The 22,500-nt window shown below is 63.7% G+C and carries 24 protein-coding genes; 10 read left to right on the top strand and 14 right to left on the bottom strand.

Annotated features, from left to right (window positions below; translation table 11 throughout):
- Positions 1–61 precede the first annotated feature (61 nt).
- From secG to HD842_RS22085, 7 genes are all read right to left on the bottom strand, one after another.
- On the bottom strand, positions 62–484 hold the full coding sequence (gene secG, locus HD842_RS22115; RefSeq protein WP_183557667.1) for a preprotein translocase subunit SecG: 423 nt from the start codon (positions 482–484) through the stop codon (positions 62–64).
- Positions 485–570: 86 nt separating this feature from the next.
- Positions 571–1,320 (bottom strand): triose-phosphate isomerase, encoded by a 750-nt coding sequence (gene tpiA, locus HD842_RS22110; protein ID WP_183557664.1) that lies wholly within the window; start codon positions 1,318–1,320, stop codon positions 571–573.
- Between the two features lie 147 nt (positions 1,321–1,467).
- Entirely contained in the window at positions 1,468–2,454 is a 987-nt protein-coding gene (locus HD842_RS22105; protein ID WP_183557660.1) for an NAD(P)H-quinone oxidoreductase, read from the bottom strand.
- A 114-nt stretch (positions 2,455–2,568) separates the two neighbouring features.
- Positions 2,569–3,537 (bottom strand): MYG1 family protein, encoded by a 969-nt coding sequence (locus tag HD842_RS22100; RefSeq protein ID WP_183557657.1) that lies wholly within the window; start codon positions 3,535–3,537, stop codon positions 2,569–2,571.
- Positions 3,538–3,631: 94 nt separating this feature from the next.
- Positions 3,632–4,135 (bottom strand): hypothetical protein, encoded by a 504-nt coding sequence (locus HD842_RS22095; RefSeq protein ID WP_183557654.1) that lies wholly within the window; start codon positions 4,133–4,135, stop codon positions 3,632–3,634.
- Positions 4,136–4,251: 116 nt separating this feature from the next.
- Positions 4,252–4,875 (bottom strand): tetratricopeptide repeat protein, encoded by a 624-nt coding sequence (locus HD842_RS22090; protein WP_183557651.1) that lies wholly within the window; start codon positions 4,873–4,875, stop codon positions 4,252–4,254.
- Positions 4,876–4,949: 74 nt separating this feature from the next.
- A complete protein-coding gene (locus tag HD842_RS22085) occupies positions 4,950–5,726 on the bottom strand; it encodes a GIN domain-containing protein (RefSeq protein WP_183557649.1) in 777 nt (258 codons plus the stop codon).
- Positions 5,727–6,032: 306 nt separating this feature from the next.
- On the opposite strand from HD842_RS22085, the gene HD842_RS22080 reads away from it, so the two are divergent.
- The 5 genes from HD842_RS22080 to HD842_RS22060 all read left to right on the top strand — a co-directional run bounded on the left by HD842_RS22080 (position 6,033) and on the right by HD842_RS22060 (position 13,959).
- A complete protein-coding gene (locus HD842_RS22080) occupies positions 6,033–7,448 on the top strand; it encodes a M16 family metallopeptidase (protein ID WP_183557646.1) in 1,416 nt (471 codons plus the stop codon).
- A gap of 10 nt (positions 7,449–7,458) precedes the next feature.
- A complete protein-coding gene (locus HD842_RS22075; protein WP_183557643.1) occupies positions 7,459–8,865 on the top strand; it encodes a M16 family metallopeptidase in 1,407 nt (468 codons plus the stop codon).
- Positions 8,866–9,007: 142 nt separating this feature from the next.
- Entirely contained in the window at positions 9,008–9,976 is a 969-nt protein-coding gene (locus HD842_RS22070; protein ID WP_183557640.1) for an IS1595 family transposase, read from the top strand.
- A gap of 319 nt (positions 9,977–10,295) precedes the next feature.
- Entirely contained in the window at positions 10,296–13,307 is a 3,012-nt protein-coding gene (locus tag HD842_RS22065) for a M12 family metallo-peptidase (RefSeq protein ID WP_183557637.1), read from the top strand.
- Between the two features lie 64 nt (positions 13,308–13,371).
- The gene (locus HD842_RS22060) at positions 13,372–13,959 is read left to right on the top strand and encodes a cohesin domain-containing protein (protein ID WP_183557634.1); all 588 of its coding nucleotides are present in this window, start codon (positions 13,372–13,374) and stop codon (positions 13,957–13,959) included.
- 76 nt (positions 13,960–14,035) lie between these two features.
- On the opposite strand, the gene HD842_RS22055 is transcribed toward HD842_RS22060, so the two are convergent.
- The 4 genes from HD842_RS22055 to HD842_RS22040 form a co-directional block, all read right to left on the bottom strand.
- Positions 14,036–14,236 carry a hypothetical protein gene (locus HD842_RS22055; protein WP_183557631.1) on the bottom strand — a complete coding sequence of 67 codons (201 nt, stop codon included), beginning with the start codon at positions 14,234–14,236 and terminating at the stop codon, positions 14,036–14,038.
- A 68-nt stretch (positions 14,237–14,304) separates the two neighbouring features.
- Positions 14,305–15,303: an EthD domain-containing protein gene (locus HD842_RS22050; RefSeq protein ID WP_183557626.1), complete on the bottom strand. Its 999-nt coding sequence runs from the start codon at positions 15,301–15,303 to the stop codon at positions 14,305–14,307.
- 46 nt (positions 15,304–15,349) lie between these two features.
- Positions 15,350–16,330: an LLM class oxidoreductase gene (locus tag HD842_RS22045; protein ID WP_183557623.1), complete on the bottom strand. Its 981-nt coding sequence runs from the start codon at positions 16,328–16,330 to the stop codon at positions 15,350–15,352.
- A gap of 4 nt (positions 16,331–16,334) precedes the next feature.
- On the bottom strand, positions 16,335–17,510 hold the full coding sequence (locus HD842_RS22040) for an MFS transporter (protein ID WP_221290818.1): 1,176 nt from the start codon (positions 17,508–17,510) through the stop codon (positions 16,335–16,337).
- A 141-nt stretch (positions 17,511–17,651) separates the two neighbouring features.
- Between HD842_RS22040 and HD842_RS22035 the strand changes: the two genes are divergently transcribed.
- Positions 17,652–18,626 carry a LysR family transcriptional regulator gene (locus HD842_RS22035; protein WP_183557617.1) on the top strand — a complete coding sequence of 325 codons (975 nt, stop codon included), beginning with the start codon at positions 17,652–17,654 and terminating at the stop codon, positions 18,624–18,626.
- On the opposite strand, the gene HD842_RS22030 is transcribed toward HD842_RS22035, so the two are convergent.
- The gene (locus HD842_RS22030) at positions 18,597–19,418 is read right to left on the bottom strand and encodes an AraC family transcriptional regulator (protein ID WP_370660873.1); all 822 of its coding nucleotides are present in this window, start codon (positions 19,416–19,418) and stop codon (positions 18,597–18,599) included. The two genes, HD842_RS22035 and HD842_RS22030, sit on opposite strands and share 30 nt — an antisense overlap.
- A 99-nt stretch (positions 19,419–19,517) precedes the next feature.
- On the opposite strand from HD842_RS22030, the gene HD842_RS22025 reads away from it, so the two are divergent.
- A complete protein-coding gene (locus HD842_RS22025; RefSeq protein WP_183557611.1) occupies positions 19,518–19,874 on the top strand; it encodes a cupin domain-containing protein in 357 nt (118 codons plus the stop codon).
- A gap of 113 nt (positions 19,875–19,987) precedes the next feature.
- On the top strand, positions 19,988–20,464 hold the full coding sequence (locus tag HD842_RS22020) for a hypothetical protein (protein WP_183557608.1): 477 nt from the start codon (positions 19,988–19,990) through the stop codon (positions 20,462–20,464).
- Between the two features lie 16 nt (positions 20,465–20,480).
- Here HD842_RS22020 and HD842_RS22015 read toward each other — a convergent pair whose 3' ends face one another.
- Positions 20,481–20,840, bottom strand: a complete 360-nt coding sequence (locus tag HD842_RS22015; RefSeq protein ID WP_183557605.1) for a translation initiation factor Sui1 — start codon at positions 20,838–20,840, stop codon at positions 20,481–20,483.
- Positions 20,841–20,845: 5 nt separating this feature from the next.
- The gene (locus HD842_RS22010; RefSeq protein WP_183557602.1) at positions 20,846–21,073 is read right to left on the bottom strand and encodes a hypothetical protein; all 228 of its coding nucleotides are present in this window, start codon (positions 21,071–21,073) and stop codon (positions 20,846–20,848) included.
- Positions 21,074–21,246: 173 nt separating this feature from the next.
- On the opposite strand from HD842_RS22010, the gene HD842_RS22005 reads away from it, so the two are divergent.
- Together HD842_RS22005 and HD842_RS22000 are read left to right on the top strand one after the other, a co-directional pair.
- Positions 21,247–21,687, top strand: coding sequence for a MarR family winged helix-turn-helix transcriptional regulator (locus tag HD842_RS22005; protein WP_183557599.1), 441 nt, complete (start codon positions 21,247–21,249; stop codon positions 21,685–21,687).
- Between the two features lie 126 nt (positions 21,688–21,813).
- Positions 21,814–22,287 (top strand): steroid delta-isomerase, encoded by a 474-nt coding sequence (locus tag HD842_RS22000; RefSeq protein ID WP_183557596.1) that lies wholly within the window; start codon positions 21,814–21,816, stop codon positions 22,285–22,287.
- Positions 22,288–22,500 lie beyond the last annotated feature (213 nt).

The following is a 22,500-nucleotide window of genomic DNA, read 5'->3' as shown; positions in this document are numbered from 1 at the left end:
CGATAAAAAGGCGCATTGTTTTGGAACAGCATTGGCGCGCATGGCGCCGGGACTGCGTGACTTACTTGGTCGCTGGCGCCGGGGTCACCGGAGCGGCCGGGACACCCGCTGCCGGGGCTGCCGGGACGGCACTGCCCGCTGGCAGCGTCGGCACATCGGCTGGGGCGGTCTGCACTGGCGCGGTGACCGGAATACCGGCTGCTGGCGCCTGGGCGCGGCCCATCACGCCGGCGTTGTCGCTGCCAGTGCGGTTGTTGCCGATGTAGGCCAGCGTCAGCGTGGTGCCGAAGAACACGGCGGCGGCCACTGCCGTTGCCTTGGACAGGAAGTTCGACGATCCGGATGCACCGAACAGGCTGCCCGACGCGCCGGAACCGAAGGCCGCACCCATATCAGCGCCCTTGCCGTGCTGCATCAGGACCAGGCCAATAATGGACAGGGCCGAGATAACCTGCACGACGATAATAAGATTAGACCAGATCATTGCAATTCCATTCCAAGGTTTAACAGCGTTTCAAATTTTTTGTAATTCCAAAATCTTCGCAAAACTAAATGCGCGAGATTAAGTCTTTAAGCAGCACGCAGAATGGCGAGGAAGTCGTCGGCCTTCAGTGCCGCCCCGCCGATCAGGCCGCCATCGATATCCGGTTGCGCCAGCAGCTCGCGTGCATTCTCCGGCTTCATGCTGCCGCCGTAAAGGATTTGTACGGTTTCTGCAGCATCAACGTTGCACTTGCGCACTAACGCGCGCATGTCGGCGTGGACTTGCTGCGCCATCTCGGGCGTGGCCGTCTTGCCGGTACCGATTGCCCACACCGGCTCGTAGGCCAGCACCAGGCGCGACACATCCTCAAAGCCCACCAGTTCCAGCACCGCGTGCAGCTGGCCACCGACAACGTCGTTGGTCTCGCCCGCTTCGCGCTGCTCCAGTGTTTCGCCGATGCACACGATCGGGGTCAGGCCGGCGTCCAGCGCCGCTTTCGCCTTGCGCGCGACCAGCTCGTTCGACTCGCCGTGGTAGCCTCGGCGCTCGGAGTGGCCGACGATCACGTACCGGCAACCGAAATCGTGCAGCATCGAGACGCACACTTCGCCGGTGAAGGCCCCGCATGGCTCGGTCGCGACATCCTGCGCGCCCCAGGCCACGCTGCTACCGGCCAACAATTGCTCGCACTGGAACAGGTACGGCGCGGGGACGCACACCGCGCACGACGCCTGAATGTCCGGGCTCAGACCCGCGAGAATGCCTTGCAGCAGCTCGGCATTGACTGCCCGGCTGCCGTTCATTTTCCAGTTACCTACTACGAGTGTGGGACGCATACTACCCCATGTCAAATAACCCGCTATTCTAGCGGTCGATATTGTGGCGGTCAAACGATGGCTGGGAGTGCCAATCTGCTTGCTACCGCCCGTGGATGCACCGCGCAGGGCTTGTGGGTCCCGCCGGCGCGCCTGTTGTTTTTATGATCAGTCGGCCAGCACTTGCAGCACGATCTTGCCCACATGGGCGCTCGATTCCATCATCGTGTGGGCTGCCGCGGCTTCTTCGAGCGGGAACACATGATGAATCACCGGCTTGATCTTCTTCTGCGCAAACAGCGGCCAGACCTGCTCACGCAACTGGCGTGCAATGGCCGCCTTGAATTCGACTGACCGGGGACGCAGCGTCGAACCGGTGATGGTCAGGCGGCGGCGCAGCACGTGGTTCATGTCCAGGTTGGCCTGCGGCCCGCCCAGCAGCGCGATGACGACCAGGCGACCATCGTCGGCCAGGCACTCGATCTCGCGTGCTACGTAGTCGCCGGCGACCATATCCAGAATCACATCGACACCACGACCGTCCGTGAGTTCCTTGACCACGGCGACAAAATCTTCATCGCGGTAGTTGATGCCCCGCTCGGCGCCCAGCGCTTCGACGGCGCGGCACTTGTCTTCGCTGCCGGCGGTGATGAACACGCGGTGACCCAGTGCGCTGGCGACCTGGGTGGCGGTCACGCCGATACCCGAGCTGCCGCCCTGCACCAGCAGGCTCTCGCCTTCGCTCAGGCGGGCACGGTCAAAGACATTGCTCCAGACCGTGAAATAGGTTTCCGGCAAGGTGGCCGCTTCCAGCGGGGTCAGCCCTTCTGGCACCGGCAGGCATTGCTCGAGTGGCGCGGCGCAGTATTCGGCGTAACCGCCGCCCTGCACCAGAGCGCAGACGAGGTCGCCTTTGGAAAAACCGCTGTCGCTGAGGTCGCCGTCGACGATTTCGCCGGCCACTTCAAGGCCTGGCAGGTCGGAGGCGCCTGGTGGCACCGGGTACTTGCCCAGACGCTGGAACACGTCGGGACGGTTGATGCCGGCAGCATGGACCTTGATCAGGACTTCGCCGGTTTTCAGGACCGGCAATGGCCGTTCACACAGTTGCAAGACGTCGGGTTCCCCCGGCTTGGTAATCTCGATGGCGCGCATGGAAAGCTCCCGCATTAGCAAAACCGCAATTGTACGGGAGTCGGCGGCGGCTTGCCGACGACCCCGGCGATCGTGCGCGCCGCCCGTGACGGTGCCAATGAACGCGCCCGCAGGCTACGAATACGTCGTGACCGTCACGCCCTGCTCGACCGCATCGAGTGCCTGGCGCGCCATGGTCCGGATGCCATCGTAGCTGCGCGCGGCGGCAATGAAGCGGCCCGTGTGGCAGAACACGGCGTCCGGCACGCCCGTCACGGCCGCCAGGTCCGCTTCGCGCAGGCCGGCCCAGGTTTCAGGCAGGTCGGCGCGTGCATCGAAGCTTTCCGTGTCGACCGACACCGTGTGCAGGATGTAGCGGTTCTCGGTCAGACTATGGCTGATGACGAACAGGATCTTCGGCATTTCCTTGCGCACGATGCTGCTCCACGGCAGCGCGGCGTTCTTCAGGAACAGCAGCTTGCCGCCCTCGAGCACCTCGGCCTGGCGCACTTGCGTGACAGCCAGCATGGCGCCCACGCGGTAGCGCACGGCATTGCCCATGATGTCGGTAAGGAACTCCACGGCGCGCATGAACTGGCCCATGCGATACACATCGACCGCTTCGCCGTAGCCCAGGCGCTGCTCGTCGAGCCAGCCCGGATTGAAGCCCGAGACCACGGCCGACAGGCCATAGCTGCCCGGCGCGTTCTTGGCCACGCCGACGTCCGACAGATCGAGGTATTGCACGATATCGACGTCGATCGCGTACGCGATCTGCTGGGCGGTATCGTCGGACAAAGTCTCGCCCGTGTGCCGCAGCGCCAACGCCGCGACGCAGCGCGCGCCGTGGTCGCGCCAGACGAGGCCGGCACTGGCATACGGCACGCCGGACGGCCGGGTGGCGTTGAATTCTTTCTGGTGGTGATCGAACCGGCCGGTGGCCGGGTCCCAGACCCCGCCAACGTCGATCGCGAAGTCGGCGGCATCGATCCGGGCCTGCTCGCGGGTGCGAATCACGTCGGCATCGGGGAACAGCACCTTCAGGACGGCGACGGCCCACGCATCGTCTGCGTGGAATTTGCCGCCGTGAGTGGCAATCAACATACAAGCTCCAAATTGCCGCTACGCCACGATTGTTTCGGGCGCGCGAATGAGTCAAAGCCGAAGCCTACCATGCAAGCACGCATTTCAGCCGATCTCAGCGCGCCCGGCCGGCTGCGCCACGGCCCGCGACGGTAGCCTCACGGACACCCAGCGCCTGCGCCAGCTTCTTGTGGCGGTGCGCGAAGAACAGCTTGACGAGGTAGCGCACGACGGGCGTCGCCAGGCGTGGCGTGAACGCCAGGTGGTCGGTGACCTGGGCGCCCCGACCATCGGCCGAGGGCGTGATCACACGTTCATGGCGCCACGATCGCATCGACAACAGATCGGATTCTTCCACGAAGCGATGGCCCGGCTCCATCTCGGTAAAGCGCAGCTTGGACATGTCGATCGGAAACAGACCGAACAGCAAAAACTGGCAACGGCCCAGGACCGTGTTGAGCGCTGTATCGGGACCGATATGCGTCATTGCCTTGGGAAAGACGACCTTGAGCAGCGGGCGCATTTCAGTGCGCACGCCTTCGAGCGACGTCGACCAGGCCCAGGCCTCGCCGGTGGAGACCGGCACGTGCGTCGTCATCGTCAGTGTTACCTTGGCCATCGGGGACTCCTTGACAGTGTGTTCGCACCATCATGGCCCGCCCTTCCCCCGGGCTCGGTTCGCCAGCCCGCATAACGGGACGATTGCCAGGCGATTGCGCCGGCCACACTGGCGCGTTACGCGTCGCCGCCCGTCTTCGACGTCGCCGGCAGCGGCGTGCCCGGCTTCCAGGTGCGCGACAGTGCCTGCGCTTCTTCGATCTGCTCCTGCGTCATGCGCTTGGCGATGGCGGCGCGCTGGTCGACGGCGTTGCGGTTGCCGCCGGCCGCGGCCAGGTTATACAGCATGTAGGCAAGCACGACATCCTGCGGCACCCCGGCCACGTGGTAGCGGTACATCAGCCCGAGGGCGTTCTGCGCCTCGGCGTGCCCCTGCTCGGCCGCCCTGCGGAACCAGGTCACGGCGTGCTTCTGGTCTTGCGGCACCGAATTGCCCGTGTAATACATGGCGCCGACGACGTACTGCGCATCGGCCTTGCCCTGCAGCGCGGCCTTCTGGTGCCAGGCAAATGCCTGCTTGTAGTCGCGCGGCACGCCCCGCCCCATGTAGTACATGAGCCCCAGCAGATGCTGCGCTTCGGCATGCCCGGCCTTGGCCAGCGGCGTGACTTCCTTCAACGCGAGCGCATAGTTGCGGGCATTGTAGGCACTGGCGCCTTCGGGGAAACCGGCCTGGGCGCTGCCCTGCAGACCGAACTGCAGGCACAGCGCCAGGAGAACTGCAAAGAATGGTGTCTTCATGGTTCGCACACAGAATCCAGGTCGTTGCCGATGCCGCCGGGGTGTCCCCGGCCAGCGTGGTTGTCGCGTGTCCGTCATTTCCAGTTGACCTTGCCCAGCCCGTCGAGCGCCACCTTGCGATTGACCGGCTTGCCCAGTACCGTCACCGATCCCATGCCCGACAGCGACACGTTGATGCTCTGGCGCACATTGACGGTGGCATTACCCAGTCCCGACAGATCGAGCGCCACCGAGTCGACGCTGCAGCCCTGCGCATCGAGCCCGCCCAGGCCGCCCAGTTCCGCCTTCAGGCGCTTGCTGCGGCCGGTCAGGGTCACGAAGCCGGCACCGCCCAGGTTCAGGTCGATGCCCTCGCTGTCGATGCCGTTGATCTTGAGGTTGCCCACGCCGCCCAGATTGGCGGTAATAAAACGATAATTCGATGATGATACCGACATTGACCCGGCGCCATCGAGATTGATGTCCAGCGACTGGCCGGCAAAGCCGCTGACCGTGGTGGCGCCGATACTTTCGGACGATACGGCGCGCAGGTTCGGCAGCACGAGTTCGGCCTGGATGCCCGACGAACGGCCGAAGTTGAAGCCCCCGCGGCGGCCTTCGGTCTCGATATTGAGCGTGTCGCCGCGCTGCGTGGTGGTCGTGCGCGACAGCAGGCGCGCGTCGCCCGTCAGCACCAGCGTGGCCGTCGCGCCCTGGCGGATGACCAGATCCCCGACCCCTTCGAGCGTCACGCGCACGACTTGCGCATCGACGGGCCGCGTCTCGCTGGCCGTGTCCGGCGCGGCGCGCACGAGGCCGGCCGAGGCGCCCAACAACGCCGCCACGGCGCCGAGCTTGAAAAGGTGATTCATCGAGGGTCTCCAGTGTGTTGCGGCCCGGGCCAATGCCGGGACTTGTCATGATGAAACTATAGCCCGAAAGTCAAGCGCCGCCGCAATGCATGCGATGAACTGCAAAAAACGGCGCCCGAGCTGCGTGACGGTGGCGGATTGGGGCAGAACTGCCAGGGATCGATGCAGCACGCATGACCCCGCATCGTCCTGCGCCAGCGCAAGAAAAACATTCTTTTTAAGCATGCCATTGCGCTAAGATGTTTCGCCGGTGGCGCACCGCGTCCCGGTCATACCCATTTCATTGCGATCCATTTCGAGGTCCCCATGCGCATGCGCCACTACCCCGCCCTGCTGGCCGGGTTCACCCTGTCGATGTCGGCATTTGCCGCACCGGCTGATGGGTGGACCTTGCCGGTCACCATGAAGAAACTCGACAACGGCCTGACCGTGATCGTGTCGGAAGACCGCACCTCGCCCACCGTCGGCGTCTCGGTCGTCTACCACGTCGGCATGCGCCTCGAGCCGAAGAACCGCACGGGCTTCGCGCACCTGTTCGAACACCTGATGTTCCAGGGCACGCCGAATGCGCCGAAGGGCATCTTTGATACGACGATCACGGGCGGCGGCGGCTGGAACAATGGCTCGACCCGTCCTGACTTCACCAACTACATCGAGACCGTGCCAAGCTCGGCACTCGAGCCGATCCTGTGGCTGGAAGCGGACCGCATGAAGACGCTCGACTTCAGCGCCACCACGCTGAAGAACCAGCAGGACGTCGTCAAGGAAGAAATCCGCGTCAATGTGAAGAACCAGCCATATGGCGGCTTCATGTGGATCGACATCAGCCAGCATGCGTTCCAGAAATGGGAAAACAACCACGACGGCTACGGCAGCTTCGAAGACCTGGAAAACGCCAGCCTGGACGACGTGCGCGCGTTCCACCGCGACTACTACGGCCCGAACAACGCGGTGCTGGCCATCGCCGGCGACATCACGCCGCAGCAGGGCTTTGCGCTGGCGCAGAAATACTTCGGCGCCATTCCTGCGCGGCCGGTACCGAAGGGCACGGATTTCAGCGAGCCCCTCAACACGGCCGAAAAACGCCTGCAGCAAAGCGACGCACTGGCCCAGGTGCCGGCAATCGCGGCAGCCTGGAAGGTGCCGGAGCGCGGCAGCCGCGACCAGGCGCCGGTCGCCGTGCTGGCCGAACTGCTGGGCGGCGGCGATGCGTCGCTGTTCTATCAGGGCCTGGTCAAGGGCCGCGAAATCGCACTGAATGTCGACATCCTGTTTGGCCTGACCAGCCCGTGGGAATACAACGGCCCTACCTTGATGACCGTGCATGCGCTGTACAAGCCCGACAGCAGCGCGGACGCCATCCTCAAGGCCATGGATGAAGAGATCGCCAAGGTGGCCAGGGACGGTGTCGACGATGCCACGCTCAAGCGGGTCAAGACGCGCATGCTTGCCGACTGGAACAACAAGCTGGAAAGCTTCGTCAACCGTGCCGACACGATGGCCAAGCTGCAGGTGCTGTGGGGCGACGCCAATGTCGTCAACAAGATTCCGGGCTGGATCGACGGCGTGACCTCGAGCGACATCCAGCGCGTCGTCAAGACCTATCTGGTGCCGACCAACCGCACCGTCATCGACCGCAAACCGGCCGCGATGATCGAGGCCGCCAAGACCGCCGCCACGTCTGCCACCACCACCACTGCGCCTGCCGGCGCGAACAAATAAGGAGCGCATCATGAACAAATTGATGCTCGCGCTTGCCGTCTCGCTGGCGTTCGCGCCGACGCTGCATGCACAAACCAAAACGCCAAACGGCATGCCTGCGTATGGCCAGGAAAAATCGATTCCCGCACCGAAGATCGGCAAGCAGACGCTGGCCAACGGCTTGACCGTCTGGGTCGTGCCGCGCCAGGGCTTGCCCCGCGTGGACTTCGTGCTGGCACTGCGCGGCGCCGGCTTTGCAGCCGACGCGCCGGCCCAGGGCGGCTTTGCGGCGATGCTCGCCGGGATGCTCAACGAAGGCACGACCAGGCGCGATTCGCGCGCCATCGCCGAAGCGGCGCAAGGCATGGGCGGTGAAGTGGCCGCCAGCCCGGCTTCGGACGGCATCATCCTGTCGGCCAACGCCGTCGCCTCGCAGGCGGGCGGCATGCTGGAGCTGATGGCCGAGATCGCGCGCCAGCCATCGTTCCCCGAGAACGAAGTAGCGCTGGCGAAAGCCAATGCGCTGCAGGCGCTGCGCGTGGCCGAAACCCAGCCGGGTTTCCGCGCCGAGCGCGCGATCAAGAAAGCGGTCTACCTCGACCATCCGTACAGCCGCACCGATCCGACCGCCGAGTCGATCAATGCCGTGAGCGCAGCACTGCTGCGCACCGAGCACGCGAAGCGCTTCCGTCCGGACCGCGCGCTGCTGGTCATCACGGGGCGCATCACCGAAGCGGAAGCGCTGAAGCTGGCGCAAGCCGCATTTGGCGACTGGAAGGCCAGCGGCGCGGCCTTGCCGGACACGCCTGCCGTCGCCACGAACGTGAAGCCGGCGCGCATCCTGCTCAAGCGCGATGGCAGCGTGCAGTCGACGCTGCGCGTGGGCAGCCCTGGCATCGCGGCCAGCGCCGCCGACCAGATCCCGTTGCGCCTGACCAGCACCATCATCGGCGGGGGCTTCTCGAGCCGGATCAACACCAATCTGCGCGAAGAAAAAGGCTACACCTATGGGGCCTCGGCCGGTGCGCGCATGAGCCGCGCAGGCGGCATGATGGTTGGCGGCGCCGACGTGCGCAATGAAGTGACGGGCGCGGCGCTGGCCGAATACTTCAAGGAGTACAAGCGCCTGGGCAGCGAGCTGGTCACGACGGCCGAGATGGACATGAACAAGCGCTATGTCGCCGGCGGCTACCTGCTGAATAACCAGTTGCAGCGTTCGGTGGCCAACACGCTGGCCGCCAACTGGCTGGTGGGCTTGCCGCCCGAGTTCCTGGGCGACTACGTGCCGCTGATGCGCAAGGTCACGCCGCAGCAGGTGCGCACGGTGGCGCAGAAATATTTTGCGCCCGAGAACCAGTCGATCGTGATCGTCGGCGACCCTTCCAAGCTCGATGCGCAGCTGGCGCCGTATGGCGAATTCACGGTCCAGGACAAGTAACCGGACCAGCGCAGTACCCATGCATGCCCCGTGTCACTCACGGGGCATTTTTTCGGGCGCAGTCAACGTTAAATAGAGGCGAGCTTTGAACTGATGAGCAGCCCGGTGGTCCAACTCCTGTTCCCAATGCCAGGAGTCGGTCATGAAAGCGCCAGGTTTCAAGAGCTGGTTTGCCAGGCTGCCATCGCTGAATCAGCCGCAGCGCCGGCAAGTGCTCGACGCCTTGCATCCTGCGGCCGGCCTCGCCCAGGTCGTGGCGCTGATTGCTCAGGCCAGAGCGCCTGGCCGCTGCTGTCCCAGCTGTGGCAACGGGCGCTGCCACCGGCACGGCTTCGCCAACGACCTGCAGCGCTTTCGCTGCTGCGCTTGCGGGCGCACATTCAACGACCTGAGCGGCACACCGCTGGCAAGGCTCAGGCTCAAGGCCAAGTGGATTACGTATTCTCAGGTGCTGCTCGATTCACTATCGGTGCGAAAGGGCGCAGATCGGGTTGGCGTGCACCGCAATACCGCATTCCGGTGGCGCCACCGCTTCCTTGATTGGGTCAAGTTCGACCGGCCTGCATCCCTGAATGGCATCGTCGAGGCTGACGAAACGTTCCTGCTCGAATCACAAAAAGGATCGCGCACGCTCGATCGCCCGCCACGCCGGCGCGGCGGCCACGCCACCAAGCGTGGCATTTCAACGCAGCTCGATTGCATCCTGGTGGCGCGCGACCGCAGCGGAGGCACGGTCGATGCCGTTACCGGCCGCGGCGCACTGACCGCGGCCCAACTCGAGCGCGATCTGCTGCCCAGGCTCGATCCGCAGGCGCTGCTGGTCAGCGACAGCCATGCCGCCTATCGCGCCTTTGCACGCAAGCACCGGATTGCGCACGAGGCCGTCAACCTGCGCGCTGGCGTCAGGGTCCGGCATTCGGGCAGTCGCGCCATCCACGTACAGAACGTGAATGCCTATCACCAGCGCTTCAAGAACTGGCTGTTGGGCTTTCGTGGCGTTGCGTCACGCTATCTGCCCAATTATCTGGGTTGGCGTTGGGCATTGGACGGCAGGCGGGTTAGTTCTGCAGAACAATTGCTAAGCATCGCAATCGGCTTCATCAACAGATAACGTTGAATGCGCCTTTTTTCGTCTCAAGCTTTATTTATCAACAAGTATGCAGCGGACATAAGCGTGCATATTTAGCACGATAAAAGACCGCAAGCCAGCACCGCAATTGGCCAAACCAATTATTTCAACAGGATTACAACAAGAAAGTATTTACTTGCGTTCAATATCAATGCAGCAATAATATCAATGCGCCCGCATTGCATTATTTTCATCGCGAAATTCGATGTGCAACGCATCGCTGGCACCACGAGGAAGCTACGGAAGACGCATCAACGCTTACCACAACGACCCACGCCCACCAGTCGCGAAAGGACTACGCATGAGAACGAAGCCTTCGAGCTCGCCGTACCACGGCAAGCAAAGCCAGCTGCACACCGCCCCCCTGAAAAAAGGCTCGCTCGCGCTCTGCGTTGCGCTGGCCCTCGTTGCTGGTACACCATCCGTGCTGGCGGCGCAAGTCGGTCCTGTGCAGGTACAGAATCAGCGCGCAGCCGCATTCTGGCAGGACTTGACGGTGCCGGCGGCATCAACGACCGCGCGCACTTCCAGCGCCAAAACCCCGGCCCTGCAACTGCGCCGCGTGCGCGCTGCCAGCCTCGATCTGGCCGGTATCCGGGGCGTTGCCCGCGAAGCGCCGATGGCGCGCAGCGGTGACCTGTCGGCGAGCGGCCTGACCATCTCGCTGCCGCACCCGGACGGCGGCTACCAGCGCTTCACGCTCGAAGAATCGCCGGTCATGGAGCCAGGTCTGGCTGCCAAACACCCCGACATCAAGACCTATCGCGGCAAGGGCGTCGACGATCCACGCGCCACGCTGCGCATGGACATCACGCAGCTTGGCCTGCACGCATCGGTGCGCTCGCCGGACGGCGGCTGGTATGTCGATCCGTACTACCGCAATGACACCAGCGTCTACGCCAGCTACACGCGCGCCGACCTGATCAATCCACGCGGCCCCCTGATCGAGGGCTCGATCGAGCCGCAGCTGAGCCTGTCGCGCTCGTTCTACCAGGAAGGCGACAGCGTCGTGGTCACCGGCGCCGGCTTTGCCCCGGGCGCCAGCGTCAGCCTGAACATCGCGGCCGATGGCGACGGCGTGGCGCTGCACAATGCCACAGCTACCGCCGACAAAAACGGCGCGATCAGCGTGACGCTGCCGGCTGCCGCAGCGCGCCAGGGCGCGTTCGACATCACCGCCTCCGACGGCCGCAACAGCACCAGCGCGCCCTACCGCGTGGTCGATGCCGGCATGGCGGCCAATGCCGTCGTCGGCAGCGCCCTGCGCACCTACCGCCTGGCGCTGGTGACCGACCCGAGCTATGCCACCTACTTCGGTCCTGCCAACGTCACCGCCGCCAAGGTCACGCTGATCAACCGCGTGACGCAGGTCTACGAAGACGAAACCTCGATCAGCCTGGTGCTGATCGACGCCACCGATGCGCTCAACCTGAATACGGCGGCCCAGATGACCGGCACGGATGGCCCCTGCGGCGGCGCGGCCTGCTACACGCCGGCCCAGGCATCCGGCTGCACGGGCAGCACCCTGTCCCGCAACCGTATCGTCACCGGCCTGCTGGCGGGCGCCAGTAACTTCGACGTGGGCCACATCGCCCTCGGCTTGAATGGCGGCGGCGTCGCCAGCCTGGGTGTCGTGGGCGGCAACGCCAAGGCCCAGGGCTGCACCGGCATCCCGACCCCCGTCGGCGACTTCTTCGCCGTCGATTACGTCGCGCACGAACTGGGTCACCAGTTCTCGGGCAACCATACCTTCAATGGCACGGTAGGCAGCTGCAGTGGCGGCAACCGCAGCGCCACCACCTCGGTCGAGCCGGGCAGTGGCTCGTCGATCATGGCGTACGCCGGCATCTGCGGCGTCGACAACCTGCAGCCACACAGCGATCCATACTGGTCGCAGCGCAGCTTCGACGAGATCGTGGCCTATACCTCAAGCGCCGAGATCAATCTCAACGAAGTGCAGGTAGGCGCCCTGACCGGCTTTGCGACCGACGGCCAGCAGTTCCAGCTGAGCTATAACGGCAACCTGTCGGCCCCGATCGTGCGCGGCCCCAACTACACCGCTACGGCCGTCAAGGCGGCCATCGAAGGTATTGCTGGCTGGCCAGCCGGCGCCACCGTGTCGGTCACCGGGCTGTCCGACACGGCCTTCACCGTGACGTTCAACGGCACGCTCGCCGGCACCAACGTGCCTTCGCTGATGGTGAGCAATGTCACCGGCGGTGGCGCCGGCTTCATTGGTGAAGTCGCACGCGGCGGCCCGACCACCCGCGGCGGCAGCGTCGCGGGTACGACCAATTCGGCGCCGAGCGTCACCGTGCCACCGAGCTTCACGATCCCGGTGCGCACGCCATTCGCCCTGACCGGCAGCGCCGTCGATGGCGACGACGATACCGTGACGTATATGTGGGAGCAGAACGACCGGGGCAGCAGCGCCGGTACCTCGCTGATCGACAACGTCAAGCTCAACGGCCCGTTGTTCCGCCAGTTCGGCACGCGTGCCATCGTGACCAGCGCCGGTACGCTCGAGTACTCATCGCCAGGCCAGAACCAGGTGACCACCGATCCGACCCGCGTGTTCCCGGACATGGCGCAAATCCTGGCCAACAACACCAATGCCGCGACCGGCGCCTGCCCGGCGGCCAGCACACCACTGACGGCTGCGCAGATCGACTGCTTCTCGGAGTTCCTGCCAACGGCTGCCTACGTGGGCTTCGGGGCCAACGCGGCGCCGGCGTCGCTGAACTTCAAGCTGACGGCGCGTGACGGCCGTGGCGGCGTCAACAGCGCCACCACGACGCTGGTGCTGGCGCCTGCGGCCGGTCCGTTCCTGGTCACGTCGCCCAACACGGCGGCCACCATCAACGCCGGCCCGCAGACCGTGACCTGGAGCGTGGCCAACACCAACGTGGCGCCAGTGAGCACTGCAAACGTGAAGATCACGCTGTCGACCGACGGCGGCGCGACCTGGCCACACCTGCTGGCGGCAAGCGTGCCGAACACGGGCAGTGCCAACGTCACGTTCCCGGCACTGGCGACCACGCAGGGCCGCATCAAGATCGAGGCCGTGGGCAATGTGTTCTTCGACGTCTCGGACGCCAATTTCACACTGGCGAACGCGCCGGTCGTGGGTGACGTGACCGGTGACGGCGTGGTCGACTGCGCCGACGTGGCAGTGGTGCGCGCAGCGATGAACAAGCGCACCGGCCAGGCTGGTTTTGACGCGCGCGCCGACGTGAACGGCGATGGCGTGGTCAACCTGCGCGACTTGAACGCCGTAACGCAGCGCGTGCCGGCAGGTACGGTCTGCGCCTGATTCGACCGGCTGGCCGGGTGACGTCATCCGGCCAGCGTCAACCATTCAACAAAAGGGATACACAATGAGCACATGGAAACACTTCATCGCCGCAGTCCTGCTTGGCGCCAGCACGCAAGCCTGGGCTGCGCCCATCCTGAGCATCAATACCGGCCCTGCCGCGCAGGTTGGCACGACAGTGACCTATAACGTCGAAATTGCCGATATCGCCGATCTGGCGGGCTACCAGTTTTCGCTTGTCTACGACGCGCGCTACCTGCGCGCACTGGATGTGACCGAAGGCGGCTTCCTGGCCACGGCAGGTACCACCACCAGCGGCGTCGACGCAGTCGGCAACGAGCCGGGACTGATCTCGTTCATCTACGGCTCCCTGTTTGGCCCTGGCCCGGGCGCCTCGGGCAGCGGCCTGCTGGCGAGCATTCGTTTCGAAGCAATTGGCGTCGGCAGTTCGGCGCTGTCGTTCCTGACAGCTGATACCTTGTTCCTCAGTACCACCAATGACATCGCCGTGATCGAACAGTCCGGCATCAGCAATATCATCGGACCGGACGTGCCCGTCGATGTGCCGGAACCGGCCAGCATCCTGCTGTTCGGCGCCGGCCTGGCGGGCGCCGCCGCGCTGCGTCGCCGCAGCACGGGCGCCTGCGTCTAGATAGCCACGCGCACAAGCAAACAGGCCTGCACCGCGGTCACGCGGTGCAGGCCTGTTTTCATTGACAATACTGTCGTTACGCCAGTGCTTCCTTGGCCGCCTCTTCAGGCGTGAGCGAATCGTAGAACTGGTCGGTGAACCATTCGATTTCTTCTTCGATATGGTCTTGCGCCTGCCGTACGGTCGCGCCGCCCGCGACTAAAAACCCCTCGACCTCGATACACCAGTTGACGAACGCCAGCGTTTCTTCATCGAGTTCTTCTTCCTTCTTGGCCATGGCAAATCCCCGTATCACGTTACCGCCGGTCGGCGCGACCGGCGTTGGCGTGATTCTACCGTAGCCGGTCAGCGCTCGGTGGCCACTTCCGGCATCAGGCGATTCATGACGCTGTAGTTAATCGCCGTCCACCACTCCGAGCCTTCGCCGGTCAGCGCCGCTTCGGATTGCGCGATCGCTTCGTGGTCATTGCTGACCAGGTAATCCTCGACATCGTTCAGTGACGCAAACGACAGGATCGAGACGGCATCGATCTTGCTGCCTTCCGGGTCTTTCTGGGTCGAGCCGATATTGAGCAGCACAGCGTAGCGCTTCACGAACTCGGTCGTCGCCGACTGGCCCATGACCAGCGGCGCGTGCTCGTCCAGCAGGCGGCGCTGGAATTCTTCGCGCGACAGGTCCGGGTTGCGCATGTGGATCTTGACCAGGCTGATCGGATCACGGTGACGCGCGCTCGGGATCAGGATGTATTCGCGCGTGATTTCACGCGTGACCATGCGAAACGCCACCTGCTCGTCAGCGATAATCCGCTCGGCAAATTTCTCCTGACCCAGCACGCGCTCGATATCGTCCTGCTCGGCATACGTGATGTAGGCCAGGCCATCCCAGCGCGGACGCCCGTATGGCGGCACGCATTTTTCTGGCTCGGCCGGCAGCTTGCCGTCGTCACCGATCATCGCGCGGTACGGTGGCGGGAAGAAGGACGACGGGCCCGATGCAATACGGTGCACCTGGTCATAGCGCAGCACGCGCTCGGACGAACTGCCCGGCTCATCCCACGCGAATTTCGGGCCGTGGACCTTGCGCCAGTATTCGTCCCAGTGCTCGAACGCCAGGTTTTCATTGCCTTCCAGCGCCAGCGCGCCGGGACGCCAGTTCGGCAGATGCACCTCGTTGCCGTGCTTGCTTTTGGCCGAGCCGGCATCTTGCGGCCGTTCGCTGCGCGGCGTGCTGTCGACACGGCTGACGAAGGTCGCCGTGACGATCAGCGGATGCGTAATCGGATCGCGGGTCTGGCCCATCGGTGGGCGCTGCAGGTTGTCGCTACGGTCGAAATCAATGGTCATGACATTCCTTTTTCTTGATCGTGCGTTAAAAGACAATGGTAAAAAATCAGTCAGCGTTAAACAGTGGCAGCACGTGCTCCGCCAGTTCGGCCAGCGCATCCTGCGCCGGTCGGCGCAGCGGCTTCAGGTTCAGCGCCACATGGCTCACGCCTTGTTCCTGCTGATGGTAAAACAGCTCGACCAATGCATGGCGGCCGCTACGAATGCCATTGCGCACGAAGCGCATCGGCTCATCCGGGTCTTCGGCCAGGTCGAACATCGTGCCGTAGCCGTACGGGCGCACCCACTGCCCCGGCTCGTGGCTGGCGCGCCATGCCTCGATCAGTTGCGGCAGGCGGGTAAAGTCGCTCAGATGCCAGATCCAGCCATCGCTGTGCCGGGCAATCCACGCCATGTCCTGGCGTGCGCGGCCGACAACGATCATCGGCAGCCGCGGCGCCGCCGGCTTGGGCACCAGGTCGATGCCCCCGTCGAGATTGCCGTAGTGCGCCGTGCGCGCATGCGGAAAGTCCTGTTCGGTCACGGTCTTGATCAGGCCGAACGCTTCGCGAAAACGCTCGCCGCGGTTGTCGAAATCCAGGCCAAACGCCGGATACTCGACAGGCCGGTCACCGGTCGACAAACCCAGCACCAGGCGCCCGCCCAGCAACTGGTCGACCGACACGGCCTGCTTGGCAACGATCAACGGCTCGCGCAGCGTCGCCACGATGCCAGCGGTGCCCAGCGCGATGCGGCTCGTGTGCGCTGCCAGAAAGCCCATGTAGACCATCGGATCGAGCACCTGGCCGGTATCGCCGAAGTTGGGATCGTAAAACGGCACGTCGCGCAGCCACAGGGTCGAGAAACCGGCCTCGTCGGCCATGCGCGCCATCGTCTGGTGATTGGCCAGCGTCGGAAACGGCGAATTTGGATAGCCTTCGAGTGGCATGATGAAGCCGAAGGTCAGCTTGCCCGGCTTGAAGATACGCTGGTAGCCGGCGTGGCTTGCCAGTTCGGCCGGCAACGGGCCAATGGGTGCGAGTGCCATGATGTTATGCCTTGGTTGGTGGATTCATGCGTGCCACCAGGCTGGTCGCCAGCGCAGCCAGCACGGCGATGCCCGCAGCCACATAACCGACATTGCCCGCGCCCCAGTTGGCCACCGCAAGGCCACCGATCACGGCGCCCAGCGCGATGCCGCCGTTGGCCGCCGATACATTGATGGTGCCGGCCAGCGCCTGGGCGCCGGTTGCCGCCTTCATTACGCGGATCTGGCAAATCGGATACAGCGCAGTATTGGCGATGCCCCACACGCCAAGCGCAATCGCGAACCCGATGCTCAGGCCGGCGAACAGCATCGACGCGGCCATGCCGGCTGCAAGCACGAGGCTGAAGATGGCAGTGGTGGCCAGCGGTTTCTGGTCGACCCAGAGGCCACCCAGCCAGTTACCGATCAGGCCCACTGCGCCAAAGCCCATCAGCCACCAACCCACCTGCGCCGGCGCCACGCCGGCCGATTTCTCCAACATCTCGGCCAGATACGTGTAACCCGTGAACATGGCGGTAAACACCAGGATCGACAGCGCCACGTTGGCCATGAAGAACGGGCTTTTCAGAATCTTGGCCTGTTCGCGCATGGCAACCGGTTGCGACGCACGCACCGTTGGCATGCTGAAGAACATCAGCACGGCCACCAGCAGCGACAGCGCGGCCAGCAGGCCGAACGCGCCGCGCCAGCCGATGGCGTCTGCCGCCAGCGTGCCGAGCGGAATACCAAACAGCATCGCGGCCGAAATGCCGAGATACACGGTCGACACGGCGCGACCGGCTTTTTCTGGGCCGGCGATCTGGGCCGCGGTGTCGCTCGCGGTGCCCCAGAACACGGGCAGTGCCAGCGCCGGCAGCAGGCGCGCCAGCGCCAGCACCCAGATGTTCTGCGCGACGGCGGCCAGTGCATTGGTTGCTGCGAACAGCACCAGCACGGCGACGAACAGCTTCTTGCGGTCGACATTAGCCAGCCACGCCGTCAGAAACGGGCCGCACACCATGACGACCACGGCGAACAGCGTCACCAGTTGGCCCGCCGTGGCAACCGTGATGGACAGGTCACGCGCCAGTGCCGGCAGCAAGCCGACGATCAGGAATTCGGTGGTGACGATGACAAACGCGGCAATAGCCAGAATCGTGATGGAGAGTGTGCCGCCAGTTGCCTGGGGCTTGTCCGCCATCGTATCGACGGTGGTTGTAGATGGATTGGGCATTGCGGAAAACTCCTGTAATTATCTGACTGTCATCATATAAGAGATAAAAATTCGCATGTTGGATAAGAATTCCTGCATTATGTGGAATAAATTTCTAGGAGATAGCCAATGACACCCGCAGAACGCCTCAAAGGCCTTGAAACCTTCGTTGCCGTGGCCGATGCCGGCAGTTTTACGGCGGCCGCCGACCGGCTGAATCTGACCAACTCCGCGGTCGGCAAGGCCATCGCCCGGCTTGAAGGGCGATTGAAACGGCCGCTGTTCGACCGCACCACGCGCAAGCTCGAGATGACAGATGCCGGCAATGTCTTCTACAAGGTCTGCGTACGCGTGCTGGATGAACTCGAAGCGGCCGAGCGGCTGCTGGCGCATGACCATATCGCCCCGTCGGGCCGGCTGCGCGTGGACATGCCGGCCACCTTCGGGCGCATGCACGCCGTGCGGTCGCTGCTGGCGTTTGCCGAGCAGTATCCACAGGTGCAGCCGCACGTGTCGTTCACCGACCGCTTCGTCGATCCGGTCGAGGATGGCCTGGACGTGGTGGTGCGCATCGGCGGCTCGGACACATGGCCGGCGGCGCTGTGCTACCAGCACCTGGGTGACGAAGAGCTCGTCTTCTGCGCCTCGCCCGCCTACGTGGCGCGGCATGGCGCGCCGGCGACGCTGGAAGCGTTACTGGGCCACGACGCGATTCTGTACGGCCGCGCCGACGGCAGCACGAGTCCGTGGCTGATCAAGGATGGCGACCTGCCACTGGCGCGCCAGCACGTGAACGGGCGCATCATATTGGGACAGGCCGAGGCCGAGGTCACGGCCGTGGAGATGGGACTGGGGATCGCGCAACTGGCAACCTGGCTCGTCGAGCAGCAGCTGCGCGACGGCAGCCTGGTGAAAATCCTTCCCGAGCTGGCCACGTCCGGCCTGCCGCTGTATCTGGTGTGGCAGCGCAGCCGCCAGCACGCGCCCAAGGTAACGGCGCTGATCGCGCACTTTGCGCAGACGCTGACGATCCGGCCTGCGGCGGTCGACGCAGCGGATAACACAGCCGGCGCGCTAGCGCCGCAGCCTGTCCCGCCAGCCTGACGGGGTGACGCCGACACAGCCCTTGAAGCGCCGGGTCAGGTGGCTCTGATCGGCAAAGCCGCATTCCGGCGCCACCGCCGCGAGCGGCATCCCGCCCCGGATCAGCGTGCAGGCATGGGCGACGCGCACCGAATTGAGGTACACGTGCGGCGGCGTGTGGTACGCCGCGCTGAACGCACGCGTGAGATGCGTGCGCGACATGCCGGCCACGGCGGCCAGGTCGGCCACCGTGATATCGCGCTGGAAGTACATGCGGATATAGTCCCTGACTTGCGCCATGCGCGCATCGGCGGCGAATGTGCCCGCCCGGACAACCGGCGCCCCAGGTCGCTCGCCATGGCGCGCCAGCATCGTGCCAAGGAACGCACGCAGCAGCGTTTCCGCCCGCAACGACTCGGCTGGCGTTGCCAGCAAATTGCTGGACAGCCGCGCAAACGTCGCCGCCATCCGGTGATCGGTCACGCATGGCCGGGTGAAATACCGGCCATCGGCGCGCTCGCCCTCGGGCGCGATGCAGCTTGCCACGAACGCATCCGGCACATACCAGATCGCATAGCGGAACCCGTCGGCCGTGCCGGCGCTGCCATCATGGTCTTCATCCGGATTGAACAGGACCAGATCGCCCACCTGGCTGTCGTACTGCGCGCCCTTGCAGCGAAACCGCTGCACCCCGGCGGTCGTCACGCCGATCGCGAATCCATCGTGGCTGTGGCGCTCGAACGCGTGATCCGTGAAGCTTGCCTGCATCAGCGTGACGCCGCCCGCCAGCGCCGAAAAGGTGGTGTCGTTCACTGGCCGGGCGGGTGGGGGGTGCATGCAACAATTGTACAAGACCCCTGGCCACCCAAAGGCGCACCATGACGTTTTCACTTTTTCACTCAAGGAGAACGCATGAACGCTGCAATCGACTTGGCCGGCAAACTGGCCACTTTCAGCGAAGCCTGGCAACCGCGCACGGTCAGCCTGTTCAATGGCCACGACGTCATGGTCGCCAAATTGCGTGGCGACTACCACTGGCATGTGCACGACGATTCGGACGATTTTTTCCTTGTGCTGGCCGGCAGTCTCGAGATCGATCTCGACGACGGCACGACCGTGACGCTGGGGCCGGGCCAGCTGTACGTCGTACCGCAAGGCATGCGGCACCGGCCCCGCGCGCCCCACGAAGCGCAGATCATGCTGATCGAGCGCACCGGCACGCCCAACAGCGGCCACCTGGCCACGGCGGCCCCACGGCGCGTGATCTAGCGTCCTTACAGAACAGGCTGATTTCCGATTTTGTGTTAAAAATAAGGCAACTGAATCAATCTTGCATTCGGTTGAACAACGTATCGAACAACACAACTTGCCTAGGAATTACCATGAAATCTACCAGCCTGCTTTCTTCCGCCCTGATTGGCGCCGTCGCCAGCGCCCGCTCGATGACCCCGATGGCCACCCTTGCCGCCGCACGCCTTGCCGGCCGTAACACGTCGGGTAATCTGCTCCTGCTGGACCGCCCGCTGTTCAAGTACGGCGCACTGGCCATGGGCGCCGGCGAACTGTATGGCGACAAGATGAAGTCGGCGCCGGACCGCACCGTGTTCCTCGGCCTGCTGGCACGCATTGCCAGCGCCGGCATCGCCGGTGCGGCGCTCGCGCCAGAAGGTCGTGAAAAGGCAGGCGCAGCGGTTGCGGTCGCGACTGCCGTGCCGTTGGCCTATGCCACGCTGGCCGCCCGCAAGCAGGCGATGGCCAAGATCGGCCAGACCCGCAGCGGCCTGATTGAAGATGCGCTGATCGTCACGGCAGGCATTGCCGTGGTCGCGCTGGCCACACGCGCTGCACGCGACTACTGATGTACCTGGGCCGGCGTCAACCGCCGGCCCGCTTCGCCCGATGTCCGAGTTTGGCGAGTGCCTGCAGAATGGTGTCGCAATGGTCACCCTGCACTTCGATCACACCGTCCTTGACGGTCCCGCCGGCGCCGCAGGCCGTACGTAACTGCTTGCCGAGCACAGCCAGGGCCATCGGATCGAGCGCCACACCCTTGACGAGCGTGACACTCTTGCCACCCCGCCCCTTGCTCTGCAACGACACGCGCACATTGCCGTCGCCGACCGGCGCAGCACTTGCAGCTGTCTTGCACGTGCACTGCGCCACAGGCTGGCGACAAGTCGGGCACATGCGGCCCGTTTCCGTGGAGTAGACGAGACCGCCGTTCGAACTGCGCATGGCGATTAGTCCAGCCGCTTGAGGCGCTGCCCCATGATGCCCCAACGACAATCGACGCCGTCGACCCGTCCCACCAGCGCCCAACCGGTGCCGATCTTTTCGACGGTGACGCGGCTCTCGATTTCCTTGGCAAGCTTCTCGGCCCAGCCAGTGGCGGCGCCCTGCCCCTTGAACAGTTCCTTGCCGTCGTAGATCACGGTTGCATCGAAGACGGACATGGCGAATATGGTCATTGCTTCCTCTGGACTTCTGAACGAAAGCAGCATCCTACCACCGGCGCCAAGCGTGAGCGAACAAGAAAGTCTGCCCCAAGTGCTTCCATGAATTGCGCCAATTTGGACATGGTGTTGTAAAAATTTCGACACCGATATACCTTGCACGATTCACATTCATTTGGAGCGTTTGCATGGTTGCAAAAAGTTCGTCACGGCGCCGGTTAGACAAACAAGTAACATTTGCTCTTTACGGCGCAGCGAGCCGGATGGTAAAGGCGCACACGCCATTTCTCGCCCCAATGAACCTGACGTTCCCTCAATTTCTCGTCCTTATCGAACTTTTTGAGAACGCGCCCTGTTCAGTCGGCGCGCTGGGTGCGAGGCTGGGTATGGATACCGGTTCGATCACACCTCTGCTGAAACGCATGGAACAAGCAGGAAGAATTTCTCGGTCACGGGATCCACAGGATGAACGAAAGGTACTTGTTGTATTAACAGGCGAGAGCGAGCTTCTTCGAGATGCAATTGAAGCGGTCCCTGATCAGGTGAATGCAGCTTGCAAGTTGACAGATGATCACTCCGAAATGCTGCGTCGGGAGCTTGATGCATTAGGGCGTACTCAGGTCAGCTGATGCCTAAGTATCCCTGTTGACAGCCAGCTCCAGTGTCACCAATCACGAGACGGCACCAGTACGCCATTTTATCTAGAGTTCGATACAATAGAGCTCTAGATAATTTACTGGAAAGGATTGAAAGCCATGGCTACTAACTTCAGCTTCAGCGCACTGTTACGGCATCTTGACGCAGGTACCTCACCGAACCGGTCGCCAAGTTCCCCTACTGAAGAGCACATGCGTAAAGTCATGGAAGCATACGTCGCCAATATTGGCAAAGCGGACCCGGAGTTTGCCGCGAAGTACATGGCTGAGGGTCTGACTTTAGCAGACCCGGTCGGATCAGATCCATTGGCTGGCAGCAATACGCAAGAGAGCGTTTCGGAAGTTCTCTCGCGATTGATCGATGTTCCTTTTACTCCACAAAGGGCTGAACTGATTTCTCCGATTCGTTTCTCGCTGGAGAATCAGGCGGCGATGGCATTCAAGTTTTGGGCTGAAATTGACGGCCGCAACATCTCCATCGACATCATCGATGTTATGACCTTTGATGCATCAGGAAAAATCTGCGACATCAGAGCGTACTGGGGCATTGAAAACGTCACGCTCTTGGACTGACAATCATTTGCGGTAACGACAGCGGGACCTTGAATGCCGGGTCTGGCGCGAAGCCGGCAACCGCGTTTCGCTGGCGCAAAAGGCAGCGAAGAATTGAACGTACTAAGCAAGAGTCCGTGTCCAAATGTCAGACCTCGTATATTGAAGATGCCAGCGCACCAGTAGATAATATTGTTGATGTGGCCGGTCGGGGTGACACTGTTCAGACTGAGT

Origin of the sequence: Massilia aurea (assembly GCF_014200505.1) — a bacterium.
Classification (GTDB): Bacteria; Pseudomonadota; Gammaproteobacteria; order Burkholderiales; family Burkholderiaceae_D; genus Telluria; species Telluria aurea_B.
This window is presented reverse-complemented; position numbering and strand designations above follow the sequence as displayed.